The 13,190-nt window shown below is 46.4% G+C and carries 15 protein-coding genes and 1 other RNA gene; 5 read left to right on the top strand and 11 right to left on the bottom strand.

Annotated features, from left to right (window positions below; translation table 11 throughout):
* Window positions 1-285 precede the first annotated feature (285 nt).
* From ACZMB2_RS10380 to ACZMB2_RS10345, 8 genes are all read right to left on the bottom strand, one after another.
* Complete coding sequence (locus tag ACZMB2_RS10380; protein ID WP_487596702.1) at window positions 286-888, bottom strand: CvpA family protein; 603 nt, start codon at window positions 886-888, stop codon at window positions 286-288.
* Window positions 889-895: 7 nt separating this feature from the next.
* The gene (locus ACZMB2_RS10375) at window positions 896-2,080 is read right to left on the bottom strand and encodes a DUF5711 family protein (protein ID WP_487596701.1); all 1,185 of its coding nucleotides are present in this window, start codon (window positions 2,078-2,080) and stop codon (window positions 896-898) included.
* A gap of 52 nt (window positions 2,081-2,132) precedes the next feature.
* A complete protein-coding gene (locus ACZMB2_RS10370) occupies window positions 2,133-3,278 on the bottom strand; it encodes a LysM peptidoglycan-binding domain-containing protein (protein ID WP_487596700.1) in 1,146 nt (381 codons plus the stop codon).
* Between the two features lie 124 nt (window positions 3,279-3,402).
* A complete protein-coding gene (locus ACZMB2_RS10365; RefSeq protein ID WP_487596699.1) occupies window positions 3,403-4,446 on the bottom strand; it encodes an aldose epimerase family protein in 1,044 nt (347 codons plus the stop codon).
* Window positions 4,447-4,459: 13 nt separating this feature from the next.
* Entirely contained in the window at window positions 4,460-5,056 is a 597-nt protein-coding gene (gene recR, locus ACZMB2_RS10360) for a recombination mediator RecR (protein ID WP_487596698.1), read from the bottom strand.
* Window positions 5,056-5,403, bottom strand: coding sequence for a YbaB/EbfC family nucleoid-associated protein (locus ACZMB2_RS10355; RefSeq protein ID WP_487596697.1), 348 nt, complete (start codon window positions 5,401-5,403; stop codon window positions 5,056-5,058). The genes recR and ACZMB2_RS10355 overlap by 1 nt, the downstream gene beginning before the upstream one ends.
* A gap of 59 nt (window positions 5,404-5,462) precedes the next feature.
* Complete coding sequence (gene dnaX, locus ACZMB2_RS10350) at window positions 5,463-7,019, bottom strand: DNA polymerase III subunit gamma/tau (protein ID WP_487596696.1); 1,557 nt, start codon at window positions 7,017-7,019, stop codon at window positions 5,463-5,465.
* Between the two features lies 1 nt (window position 7,020).
* Complete coding sequence (locus ACZMB2_RS10345) at window positions 7,021-8,097, bottom strand: 6-phosphofructokinase (RefSeq protein ID WP_487596695.1); 1,077 nt, start codon at window positions 8,095-8,097, stop codon at window positions 7,021-7,023.
* A 190-nt stretch (window positions 8,098-8,287) separates the two neighbouring features.
* Here ACZMB2_RS10345 and ACZMB2_RS10340 point away from each other — a divergent pair, with 190 nt between their 5' ends.
* The 5 genes from ACZMB2_RS10340 to ffs all read left to right on the top strand — a co-directional run bounded on the left by ACZMB2_RS10340 (window position 8,288) and on the right by ffs (window position 11,268).
* Window positions 8,288-9,067, top strand: a complete 780-nt coding sequence (locus tag ACZMB2_RS10340; RefSeq protein ID WP_487596694.1) for a TatD family hydrolase — start codon at window positions 8,288-8,290, stop codon at window positions 9,065-9,067.
* A complete protein-coding gene (gene rsmA / locus ACZMB2_RS10335) occupies window positions 9,064-9,942 on the top strand; it encodes a 16S rRNA (adenine(1518)-N(6)/adenine(1519)-N(6))-dimethyltransferase RsmA (RefSeq protein ID WP_487596693.1) in 879 nt (292 codons plus the stop codon). The genes ACZMB2_RS10340 and rsmA overlap by 4 nt, the downstream gene beginning before the upstream one ends.
* 45 nt (window positions 9,943-9,987) lie before the next feature.
* Entirely contained in the window at window positions 9,988-10,512 is a 525-nt protein-coding gene (locus ACZMB2_RS10330) for a hypothetical protein (protein WP_487596692.1), read from the top strand.
* The gene (gene tadA / locus ACZMB2_RS10325) at window positions 10,448-10,927 is read left to right on the top strand and encodes a tRNA adenosine(34) deaminase TadA (RefSeq protein ID WP_487596706.1); all 480 of its coding nucleotides are present in this window, start codon (window positions 10,448-10,450) and stop codon (window positions 10,925-10,927) included. The genes ACZMB2_RS10330 and tadA overlap by 65 nt, the downstream gene beginning before the upstream one ends.
* A 79-nt stretch (window positions 10,928-11,006) precedes the next feature.
* Window positions 11,007-11,268: signal recognition particle sRNA large type (gene ffs, locus ACZMB2_RS10320), an RNA gene on the top strand.
* Window positions 11,269-11,337: 69 nt separating this feature from the next.
* Here ffs and ACZMB2_RS10315 read toward each other — a convergent pair.
* The 3 genes from ACZMB2_RS10315 to ACZMB2_RS10305 are packed head-to-tail and all read right to left on the bottom strand — an operon-like array spanning window position 11,338 to window position 13,189.
* A complete protein-coding gene (locus tag ACZMB2_RS10315) occupies window positions 11,338-12,402 on the bottom strand; it encodes a DUF6382 and FHA domain-containing protein (RefSeq protein ID WP_487596691.1) in 1,065 nt (354 codons plus the stop codon).
* Window positions 12,399-12,830, bottom strand: coding sequence for a hypothetical protein (locus tag ACZMB2_RS10310; RefSeq protein ID WP_487596690.1), 432 nt, complete (start codon window positions 12,828-12,830; stop codon window positions 12,399-12,401). The genes ACZMB2_RS10315 and ACZMB2_RS10310 overlap by 4 nt, the downstream gene beginning before the upstream one ends.
* Window positions 12,815-13,189: a prepilin peptidase gene (locus tag ACZMB2_RS10305; RefSeq protein ID WP_487596705.1), complete on the bottom strand. Its 375-nt coding sequence runs from the start codon at window positions 13,187-13,189 to the stop codon at window positions 12,815-12,817. The genes ACZMB2_RS10310 and ACZMB2_RS10305 overlap by 16 nt, the downstream gene beginning before the upstream one ends.
* Window position 13,190: the final 1 nt, after the last annotated feature.

Raw genomic sequence — 13,190 nt, 5'->3', positions numbered from 1 at the left:
GTTAAAGCTGTTCGTTTAAAAATTTTCAAAAAGAATTTTCGAAGATCTTTAAAGCACTATTTAATTATCAAGGTTCATTGTTTATCTCGTTGCCTCAGCAGCAACTCTGATATATTATCACATTCGCATTTGCTTGTCAACAACTTTTTAACTTTTTTCAAGTTCAGTTTGTTGTTTTCAAACTCTCAGTTCATGTGTACCAGCCGTTCTCACAGCCAGCTCGATTATATTATCACCTGACGCAATAAATGTCAACTACTTTTTTATTTTCTAAGCAAAAAAATTTCAGGTATTTAAAACCAGTACAACTCCAATCAGCAACAGGAGATTGTGGTCATACAAAAAAGACAACACCACGCTGGAACGAATCCATTCATACAGGCTCGCACCCCAGGGCGTCATACTGAGCACTGCAACTACCAAAAGCAACAGCCATGCAATCAAAAGCTGCTGAAGCAGTCCAAATGCAGCTCCCGCCATTCGGTTTATAAAACTCAATCCCGGAACCTTTGTCAGAATCTCCAGCGAAAACAACAACGTACGGAGCAGAATTCTTACTATTATATAAGTAACTGCCACCGCCAGAATCCGGGACGCCATTACATACATATAATTTTCCGCCTCATTACCCAGGCCGCTTAATACCAGCATGGTATAGATTCCGCTGTCCGTCCCCAGCACATTTTCCAGTGAAAAGGCAGATGGCAGGATTTCCCGAAAGAAACCTGCCACATAAGGCGATGCCATATATACGATTACCAGTGTCAATATAGAGCTGGCGAACAGAATTCCTTTTTTCACAAATCCTTTCCTGTATCCGTCTATCACTCCATAAATCAGGAACAAAGTCCCCAACACATCTGCAACATTCATGTTTTCCATCATCATCCGTCCTCTATTTCAGATGAATCTGATCTGTTCTCGCCGCATGCATCACAAGATATCTGGTACGTCCTGACAATGTATAGAGGTTAGACACCGACTCATCAAATGTTCCTTCATAAAATGTTTTTCCTGCGTGATTTACCATCATGCAGTCAAAATCATTATAAATCAGGATATTCTCTCCCGAAAATTTTAACGTTGTGTAATCCAGATCAAACTCCAGCCCAAACTGTAGATTTCCCTTTCGGTCGTATACCTGAAGTCTGTGGGCTTTTTCGTCTCCTTCCAGCACAATTCCCAGAAATTCATCAGAATAGAAGACACTGGAAATCTGCTGTTCTACCGGAATACTCCGTACCTCTTCCGGGATCTGTGTTCCTTCATATAAAAGAATTCCGCCTGTACCAACCGCATAGCACCGGCTATTATCCATATAATGAACAGAGGGGACAACTTCCCCTTTCATAACTTTCGACGCCACCAGATGATCAGATGCATTCTCCCCCACCGATCCAAAGTTATAGAAAGCAAGACAGCTGTTCACACTGCCATCCTGTACCTGCAGAAAAGAAACTGCCAGTTTGCTGGCATCCGTACTCAGAGACATACTGAGTGGGTAACCGGTATCCTGCAATTCAAACTTTGCCTCCACCAGCTGTTCTCCCGCCTTATTATAGAGATACAGTCGCGTAATATCCCCATCATCCAGAAGCACTGCCAACACTCCTTGGGAGGACACCGAAATCTCCCGGATAGGAAGCGTCGTCTGTACGCTTCCTGCATATCCGCTTTCGTCAAATATGAATGCCTCTGTTCCATTTTTTTCAGCAACAGCCGCACTTTTTTCACAGACATCCACAACCGGGTTCTGCATATTATAGGTCTGGCTCCAGATCAGCTTGTTCTGGGCATCCACACAGGAAATTCCATCCTGGCCGTATTTCAGAACATTGCCCTGGAACTCCCTATATTGGGTATTCATGGTATCTGAACGGTCAAAACTTGCCACCACTCGATACTCAGTATAAACTTTGTGATTCACATAATACCGGATTCCCAAAATACCGATAAACAATACCGCAAAAACCCCTACCCATCTTGCAAAAATTATGAGTCGGTGTTTGCGGAGATTCTTTTTATATTCTCCAATCTCTCCATCTATTCCATTATTTTTTTTCAGAAGCTGTATGGTCATCTTTTTCTTCTCTTTTCGGTAACTTATATTGCCAGTAGTATACCATCTTCTGTCATGGAAGTACAATGGTTTGTCCCACATAAATTTTATCACTGTCCTCCAGACCATTCGCTGCACAGATTTCTTTTACCATTTGATCTGTCCCATACTTTCTTCTGCTGATTTCCAGAAGGGTGTCTCCCTGCTGTACCTCATACTGTTCCGGCTGCTCCGGTTCTTCCGTCGCTGCTTCCACCTGGTCAGATACCGTTTCCTGCACAGGTTCCTCTGAAACAGAATCCCCTGTATGCTCCTCCGCTGCCGCTTCCTGCTGTTCCTGAGGCTGTTCCTCCTGTGCCGCCTGCTGATTTTCTGCCAGCACCGCTTCTTCTGACACTTCCGAAATATCCGCCTGTGATTCTGTTTCCTGATTCACGGCTTCTGTTCCATCCATATTTTCCGACAGTTCATAAATGGCATGTTCCATCTGGGTCATCCGGTCGTAATTGTTGATCAGGGTCACTCCAATGACCAGAATCACCATAACCAGAAATGTACACGCGGTGCAGAGAAAGGCCATGGCTTTTCTCTGGGAATGATGTTCCTTTTTCTCCTGCATCATACTGCGGAACCGCATGGCTGCCCGGTCCCGGATCATTCCCTCCGGTTCAATCCCGGCGCCGCCCCGCTGCTCACTCATGTACGCCTGCATGGCATCATTTTTTTCATAATAAATATAATATCCACTCCTGGGCAGGAGTCCCGATGCCTCGCGGACATAAAAAACTTCCTCATTGTCCAGAATGTCCATCTGGAAGAAAACCTGATATTTTCCCGGAAAATGCCGGTTATGAATTGCTGTCAATCTTTCTGTCAGTGCCGGCGGAAATCCCGGATTTAAAAGTCCCCATCCCACAATCTCCAGATCTTCAAACCAGGTTTTTATCCTTTCAAAAATTGCCCGCCAGCTTTCACCAGAAAACCATTGTTCCAACTCCTGCCCCATATCCAGCTCCATGGCTCCCTGCACGCAGACCGCCTGGTCTTCTCTGATCTTTCCCAGCAGGATCACCGTACTCATTCCCGTCAGATTCTCTCTGGCCAGCTGACACAGATAGGTATAGGCATAATCCTCCACCAAAATCCGGATTCCTGTTCCCGGTTCTCCTATCTGCCGCATATTTTTCGGCATGCTTCCGTTATCTATTACTTCCCTCATTGTTTCCAACCTCCGTCTGCACTCCATAGTAGCACAGCGATGGTTCTCTTTTTGACGAAACAACGACGGATTTACCCTTTTCTTATCGACAAAAAAAGACGCCGAAGCGCCTTTTTTCTTTTATTTACCGGAATTTATAAATTGTCGTTGTTTTACAATGTTCTCCTGCATCAAACACCGGCTGCTCAAACGCCGGAATATTTACACTGTTCGGAAAATACTGCGTCTCCAGACACAGTGCATGACGCTTATCATAAGAAACCCCGTTTTTTCCTTTCTGTGGAGTGATACAGTTTCCTGCGTAAAACTGCACACCCGGAAGATCAGTATATACTTCCATCGTGATGCCGGAGCGATCGTCTTCTACCTGGGCAATCTGTTCCAGTTTTCCATGATTCTTCAGTACCCAGTTATGATCATAACCCTGTACCAGTGTCATCTGTTCAAAGTCCGCATCCACTTCGTCTCCCACACGTTTTAAGGAACGAAGATCCATAGGTGTTCCTTCTACCGGCAGAATCCTCCCTGTCGGAATCGCCCCCGGCAGAATCTCGGCAAATCCGTCTGCATCAATTCTGATCCGTTCATCACAGATAGAACCGCTGTCATGTCCGCCAAGGTTGAAATAACTATGGTTTGTTACGTTGATAACCGTCTTCTTATCACTGACGCCATCATAGTCAAGACGAATCGCATTGTCATCTTGTAAAGTATAGGTAACGCTCATATCCAGATTTCCCGGGAAACCATTTTCCCCATCCGGGCTGTGGTATGTAAATTTTACTGCATTTTCAGCCTCCAGCACTTCTGCATTCCAGATCACTTTATGGAATCCATGATCAAATTCTGTGTGGAGATTATTTCCATTTTCATTGGCTGCCAGATGATAGGTAACACCATCCAGATCAAAGGCGGCACCACCGATCCGGTTTGCATTTCGGCCAATGATAGCACCAAAGAAACAATCATTCCCTTCATATCCGGTTACGGAATCAAATCCAAGAACCACATCCCGTTTTCCGCCTTTGGCGTCCGGAACCATCAGCTGTACCAGAATTGCCCCAAAATTGGTCACCGCCGCTTCCATGCCTTTTTCATTGGTAATGGTATAGAGAAACGTCTCTTTTCCGTCTTTTGTAACCCCAAAACTTCTTTTTGAAATACCCATGATATTTTCCTCCTTACAATTCCACGCGACCTTCCAATGCACGAAGCAACGTTACTTCATCAATATATTCAAGATCACCGCCCACCGGCACTCCGCTGGCAATGCGGCTTACCTTAATCCCCGTCGGTTTGACCAGTTTGCTGATATACATGGCTGTGGTCTCTCCCTCCAGACTGGAATTTGTGGCAATAATCACCTCATCTACATCCTGTTCCAGGCGATGCATCAACTCCTTCAAACGGATATCGGAAGGACCAATTCCCAACATGGGAGAAATGGCCCCATGCAGCACATGATACACACCATCATATTTTCCGGTCTTTTCATACGCGCTCATATCCCGCGGATTTTCCACTACCATAATCATCCGATGGTTACGGCTTGGATTGGCGCAGATGGGGCATAATTCCTGATCCGTCAAGGTCAGGCATTCTTTACAGTAGCGGATAGTTTTTCTCGCTTTTACCATGGTGTCTGCCAGTTTTTCCACCCGCTCCTGAGGCATATCAATAATGTGAAAAGCCAGCCTCTGGGCTGTCTTGGCACCGATTCCTGGCAGAGAAGACAGCTGCTCCACCAACTGGCCAATCTGGCTGCTGTAATATTCCATCAGAACGGAAGTCCTCCGCCTAATCCACCGGTCAGCTTTGCCATATTAGCTGCGGACGCTTCATCTGCTTTTCTGAGGGCCTCATTGGTTGCTGCCATAATCAGATCTTCCAGCATCTCTACATCATCCGGATCTACTGCTTCCGGATCCAGTTTGACTTTGGATACTTCTTTCTTACCGGTTACTGTTACTTCTACCGCTCCGCCGCCTGCTGCCGCTGTGAACTCTTTGCTCTCCAGCTCTTTTGCACTCTCTTCCATCTGACGCTGCATACGCTGTGCCTGTTTCATTAAATTACTCATGTTCCCGGGCATTCCGCCTCCTGGAAATCCACCTCTTTTTGCCATATTTTAAAATCCTCCTGTTGGTTTTTCTCTATCAGAATCCTGCAGAGCATTCTGCAGGGTTATTCTGCATCTATCTCAATTTCCATATCAATGAGTCCGGATAAGTCTGCGACCGGCTCCTGGGGTCTTGGATCATTATGAGGCGTATGAACCTGAAATTTCATACGGACGCCAAGCTCCCGCTCCACCAGCATTTCCAGATCTGCTGCCAGCGCCTGTTCATCCACCGGAAGTTCTCTTCCCAGAATTACCTGAATGCCACTTCCATCTGGGAGCTCCCTGCAGACCGCATCCTTTAACTGCTGGCTCTGCATGCCGCCCATTTTTCTCCGAAGCTCCTGAAACCTCCCCATAAACATCTGTACATCCTGGGACATAGCTTCTCTCGGCAGTTTTTTGACCTTTTGTGGAATCGGCTCCTGTTGTACTGCCGCCTGCTGAGGTATCACCCCTGCCGGGATTCCCTGTTCCAGCTTCTGCTCAATCTGGGCAATCCGCTGAAGAATCGAGTCATAGTTCTGCTCCATGGCCGGCCGGCAAAGTTTGATCATGGCAATCTCCACCAGCACCCGCTTCTGGGTTGCATAGCGAAGCTGCCCGGACAGTTCAGAAAAGACACGGATATACCGCATCAATGTCTCCGGATCTGCAAGCTGTGCTTCTTCCTTCATGCGGGTCAGGTTTTCCCCGGATACATCCAGCATCTCTGCCATACCTTCATCGGTGCGGAGCATAAGAAGATTTCTTAAGTACCAGATAAAATCCAATGTAAACTGGGACAGTTCCCGCCCCTGAAGAATAATCTGCTCTACTTCCTGAATGACCGAAGTCAGTTCCTGTTTACAGATCTTCCGGAACAGGCTGCTGAACACATCAATATCAACGGCTCCCAATACTTCCAGCACATGATCATAGGTCAGTCTCTGCCCCAGATAAAATGCAATGCACTGATCCAGAAGACTTAACGCATCTCGCATGGAACCGTCCGCTGCTTTTGCAATATAGGTCAGAGCCCGGTCTTCCACCTCTACCTGCTCCGTCTCCATAAGTTCCTTCAGTCTGTCCGTAATCGTTTCCGTGGTAATTCTCCGAAAATCATACCGCTGACACCTGGACAGAATCGTCACAGGAATCTTATGGGCTTCCGTAGTGGCCAAAATAAAAATCACATAAGAGGGCGGCTCTTCCAGAGTTTTTAACAATGCATTGAATGCACCGATGGAGAGCATATGCACCTCATCGATAATGTAGACTTTATATTTTCCCTCGGTGGGGGAATAAGCAACTTCATCACGGATCTCACGAATATTATCCACACCATTGTTGGATGCGGCGTCAATCTCTATGACATTCATAGAAGCACCGGAAGCAATCGCCCTGCAGGATGCACACTCCCCGCAGGGGTTACCGTCTACCGGGTGTTCGCAGTTGACCGCTTTCGCAAAAATCTTTGCCACGGTTGTTTTACCGGTACCTCTGGTGCCGCAGAACAAATAAGCATGTCCGATCCGGTCCGCCATAATCTGATTTTTTAAAGTTGTTACAATATGATCCTGCCCTTTGACATCCGAAAACTCAGAAGGGCGGAATTTCCGATATAATGCTGTATAAGACATCCTAGTCTCCAAAACTAATGCCAATCATCTTGGCTTCTTCTATGATTCCGGAAGAGGGGTCTACCATCTTCAGCTTTCCTGCAGCATCTTCCAGCGGAATCTTACAGGTCTCCCCGTTTACGATTCCTACCATGTATCCGTATTCCTCATCGATAATGAGTTTTGCCGCTCTTGCACCCAGGCGGGTGGAAATGACTCTGTCATAAGGATCCGGAGATCCGCCTCTTTGCATATGTCCGGGTACCGTCACGCGCACATCCGCACCGGTACGTTCCTTGATTTGCTCTGCCAGTTCATAAGAAACGGACGGATACTGATAATTAGCCATTTTATTTTTGTATTCTTTCTTGGACAACGCAGCATCTTCCTTGGAAATTGCTCCCTCTGCTACTGCCAGAATCGTAAAACCTTTTCTTGCTTTGTTTCGCTTCTCAATGGCATCACATACTTTATTAATATCATAGGGAATCTCAGGAATCAGGACAATATCTGCTCCACCTGCAATTCCTGCATGCAGGGTCAGCCATCCTACTTTATGTCCCATAACTTCCACGATAAAGACACGTCCATGAGAAGCCGCTGTTGTGTGGATACAGTCGATACATTCTGTTGCGATGTCTGCCGCGCTCTGAAAACCAAAGGTCATATCCGTTCCCCAGATATCATTATCGATCGTCTTCGGAAGATGAATAATATTCAGTCCTTCCTCTCTCAGAAGATTTGCGGTCTTCTGTGTCCCATTGCCCCCAAGAATCACCAGGCAATCCAGAGCCAGCCTTCGATAGTTCTGTTTCATGGCTGCTACTTTATCAAGACCATTCTCATCCAGAACGCGCATGGTCTTAAAAGACTGACGGGAACTTCCAAGAATTGTTCCGCCTCTTGTCAGAATTCCGGAAAAATCTTTAGCCGTCAACAGACGGTACTCATTATAAATCAGACCTTTATAGCCTTCTTCAAAACCATAAATCTCCACATCTCCGCCAAGTTCATTGTATAATCCTTTACCAACACCACGCATGGTTGCATTCAGTGCCTGACAATCGCCTCCACTTGTTAAAATGCCCACTCTCTTCATGTTCCACACTCCTTCATTTTTTGGTTCCTACAAAATAATCACCTATAAAATGCTCACATGAATTTATTATACCCTACCAACCTGGTTTTCACAATAGTTGCAATCACCTTCTGAAATCGGTATACTGGTATTAAATATCTGCCGCCGGCTGGAGAAATTGCCGGTGCAGGATAGGAGTACAGACAGAATCATGATATTTGATACACACGCACATTATGATGACAGTGCTTTTGACGAAGATAGAGACACGCTTCTGGCATCCTTACAAAGCCAGGGAGTAGGAACCGTGGTAAATTCCGGGGCGAGTCTTAAGGGATGCCGAAGAACCATTGAATTGACGGAACAGTATCCGTTTATCTATGGCGCCCTCGGCGTACATCCGGATGAAGTAGGTGAACTGAATGAGGAGACATTTTCCTGGCTGCGGGAACAGTTGAAGCGTCCGAAGATCGTAGCTGTAGGAGAGATCGGACTTGACTATTACTGGGACAAAGAAAAAAGAGAATTGCAAAAAGAATGGTTTGTCCGACAGCTCCGGCTAGCCAGAGAGTTGAAAAAACCGGTAGTGATTCACAGCCGGGAAGCAGCAGCCGATACCATGGAAATCCTGAAAGCAGAAGTGACAGATGAAATTTTCTATGAGATGCACTGCTATTCTTATTCACCGGAAATGGCAAGAGAATATTTAAAAATGGGATTCTATCTGGGAATCGGTGGAGTCCTTACCTTCAAAAACGCAAAGAAATTAAAGGAAGTGGCAGAAGAAGCCCCCATAGAAAAACTGCTTCTGGAGACGGATTGTCCGTACCTGGCACCGGTACCTAACCGGGGCAAGCGAAACGATTCCCGCAATATCCGTTATGTGGCAGAGGAACTTGCCAAGATCAAAGGGATGACCACGGAAGAGGTGATCCGGATTACAGAAAAAAATGCAAAAAGATTTTACAGAATATCGGAGGAAAACGCATGAACAGACCGGAACCAACTCTTGGAAATCCCAAGAATACCATAGAAATTTTGCAGAAGTATAAGTTTGTATTTCAGAAGAAATTCGGACAAAACTTTCTGATTGATGAACATGTACTGGAGAAAATCATCAGCGCGGCCGGTATTGGCCCGGATGATTTTGTTGTAGAAATCGGCCCCGGTATCGGAACCATGACTCAGTATCTGGCCCATGCAGCCAGAGGCGTCGCAGCAGTAGAGATCGACAAGGCACTGATCCCGATTCTTCAGGATACCTTGTCTGCCTATGACAATGTGACTGTCATTAATGAAGATGTCCTGAAGGTAGATTTAAAAGAACTGGCTGAGAAAATGAACGAAGGACGCCCCGTAAAAGTGGTGGCAAACCTTCCCTATTATATCACTACTCCCATTATCATGGGCCTCTTTGAAAGTCACGTGCCAGTAGAAAGCATTACGGTCATGGTTCAAAAAGAAGTGGCAGAGCGGATGCAGGCCGGACCGGGAACCAAAGACTACGGTGCCTTATCTCTGGCTGTACAATATTACGCGGAGCCATACATTGTAGCTAATGTGCCGCCAAACTGTTTTATGCCTCGCCCTAATGTAGGATCTGCCGTCATTCGGCTTCAGGTACATAAGAACCCGGATATCAGGGTAAAGGATGAAAGCCTTATGTTCCGGATTATCCGTGCGTCCTTCAACCAGAGAAGAAAGACGCTGCAGAACAGCCTCAGCCATGATCCGCAGCTGGGCATCAGCAAGGAAGTGGTTGCCAGAATTCTGGAAGAAATGGGACTTTCAGCAACCATCCGTGGAGAGGCTTTAAGTCTTCAGCAGTTTGCTCAGTTTTCTGATCTTGTATTCACGTATAAGTAGAAAACCTCTTGCATAGAATAGTTCTGAGGGACAGGAGGGAATTCTATGCAGAAATACAGAAGGCAGATTGCATATTTATATGCGTATGAGCATGGAGAGCAGCTCTGTACGGCAGGATTTGTGAAAGCAGAAGAACGGGCCGGTCAATGCAGAATTGCCGTACACTTAAAGGGATACTGTCATCCGGGAGAGGATGCAGGCGAACTGTATATTTATTTTTACCGGAAAAACCAGGCAGTCTGCATTCCGCTGGGTAAGATGGAGAGCAGAAATGGTGCATTGGAATGGCACGGCTGCATGGAGGCAGATAACATTCTGGGAAAGGGCATCTGCTTTGAAGAGACCAGAGGAATCCGGGTCTGCCGTCCGGGAGGAAGAGACTATGTGGCAGAATGGGATGACTATCCGGTGGATCCGGCCAGATTTGTACTGTATCCCAAGGGTGGTATCAAATGCATCCGCTGCCCGTGGTTCGGAAATTGTGACAGGAGTAATGAGGACGATGCTGACAGAAGAGGAAAAGTATATGAGGGAAGCAATCCGGCAGGCGAAGAAAGCCGGAAAGCTTGATGAAGTGCCCATCGGCTGTGTGATCGTCCGGGATGGAAAGATCATTGCCAGAGGATATAATCGGAGAAATACAGAAAAAAGTACATTGGCCCATGCAGAAATACAGGCTATCCGAAAAGCCAGTAAAGTGGTTGGAGACTGGAGGCTTGAAGATTGTACCATGTATATTACACTGGAACCCTGCCAGATGTGCGCAGGAGCCATTGTACAGGCACGGATTCCCAGAGTCGTCATCGGAAGCCGGAATCCCAAGGCAGGATGCGCCGGTTCGATACTGGATCTTCTCCATGTACCGGCATTCAACCATCAGGTGGAATTGGAAGAAGGCGTCCTTCAGGAAGAATGCTCCGAGATGCTCACCAGCTTTTTCCGGGAACTGAGAAAGAAAAAGAAACAGGCATCAGAGAAGGGCTAAATCATTTGACAAATGGGCAAAAAAAAGCTATACTGAACAGGCATCTTTGAAGATGCAGCTGAATATTGTCATAAGATTTCCGTGCAGCCGGGGAGATGGCGGTGCCCTGTACCTACAATCCGCCTTAGTGGGGGTGATATCCTGCCCCGGGCTGTTGGATCGGGAGCTGCCCTGTATAAGTGGCATTGATGTCTGGGTCTTACGCAACAGGAACCTGTGAACCGTGTCAGGTTGGGAACAAAGCAGCACTAAGCGGGACCTTCTGTGTGCCGTAAGGGTGCCTGGACTGAGTTAACTGTACAGGTAACGTACCGGTCGGCAGTTCAAAGCAGGATGCACGGATTTAAAAAAATATTTCTGCTATAAAACAAGGCTATGGATTGACAAAAATCCATAGCCTTCTTTATTTATTACAGATTCACCTCATATTCCGCACTGGCGAACCGCACCCGCATTCCATCTTCCAACGGAAACAGTTCATATGGATCCAGCTGCATCTGATCCACCCAGGTTCCATTCGTGGAATTAAGATCTTCCAGAAAATAACGAGCGCCCTCTTTTGTAATTCTCGCATGTATTCTGCTAATGGTCGATACCGGAATACAGCCATCCACACTTTCCTTTCGTTTTCCAATCAGAAAACTGTTTTCCTTAATATGAAAATCAGGATGTTCCGAATCCCTGCTTTTCAGAAATATTCCATCCCATTTCTTCTCCTGCAAAAAAGAAGTCTCTGTGGATATGCTTCCCTGTTCTCTCAGAAAAAGAACGGATCCGCTTTCCATCCGGTCAGCTTCTGCCAGATAATCTTCGATCTGCGGCTTTTTCGGTTTTTTCCGAAAAAAATTCCGCCAGCTTCCGGTCTTTTCAAGAACATCTTCACGGACTGCCGGAAGTTCCTCTTCTTCTGGTTTTTCCGTCACAATCCCTGTTTTTTCCGGTTCTTCATGACAGTGCAGCACTTCTGCCAGGCTGAAGTTCGGTTCCAATGCCCTCTGATAAAGGTCATAACCAAACTCAATGCCCGCCGCATCTCCTTTATCCAGCTTTCCAAGGAAATATTCTGCCAGCCCCAAAAATGACTCCCGAATGGTTTTCTCATTTGCAGGATAGTAACACAAAGACAGTTTTTCCGTCCTGGAATCCTGATAAATATACTCCGGCTCCAGCACAAACCGATCCGGATTCAGTAGATATTCCGAAGCCATTTCCAGAATTCTTTGCAATTCCCGCAGGAAATCCTGTAGCTGAATATGTGTCATTTTCCGACGCTCATATAAGAGATTCATACTCTGTCTACCAGTAATTTCATAGTAGTATTCTTTTTTCTCTTCATGCTGCTGACATACACAGGGGAGAAAACCTGCAATCCGGTTCTCCGTAATCATCCTGACTTCATAACTTTCTTCTCCTGGATAGTCGTCCGTCAGTATCATATAGTTGCTGTTCAAATCCCGTTTGTAATGTACATTCATATTTTCTTCCTCCCTGTCAGCCATCTGCGTTTTCTAATCATCGTGCATGGCCTGATCCGGTTTATCCTTCGTTCCACTGTCACGGAACATCCCTTCAGGAAATCTCCCTGTCCGGTGATTTGGATGATCGCCTGTGCTGGATTCACCTTCACCTGGATCTCCGTCTCTTTCACCCACAAAAGACGATGATTCAGTTTTTTTTGCAGATCCCGACAGATCTTCTCCTCCATCTCTCCACCGCTGTCTCCCTCCCGGTAAATTCCTTTCGTTCCCGCTTCCAGCGCCGCATGGCTGCATACGGCATAATCATGTGCATACAGCGTAAAATAAACCAGATATACCAGAAGAATACAAACCCCCGGAATCAGAGCTGCTGCTTCCAGAACAAATCTTCCTTTTTTCTTATATCGTTTCATTTTTCCATCCATAGATCCATCAGAACGGCTGCTGTCAGAAATGGGACAAATGGAAGTTCCTTCTCCCTCAACAACAACCCTACTCCTCCACACAGACACATTCCCACCAGAAGATTTCGCTCTACCATTCCTGCAGGGAACCACATGCCAAGAGCCAGAAGCACCCAGCCGTCTCCCTTTCCAATCCGTTCCCCGGTAATCACTGCCACCCCCAACAGGAAACACCCCGGCCATGGCCAGATTCCGGCTCCATTCCACAGGGAATGCATCAACCCGGTAATTCCAAGAAGCCATACCAGTCCCAGATCTATCTCCCGATTTTTCAGATCCTGCCAGGACAACACCACCAGATGCAGCAAAATCCATAACACC

It is taken from the genome of Hominiventricola sp., assembly GCF_057604405.1.
This window is presented reverse-complemented; position numbering and strand designations above follow the sequence as displayed.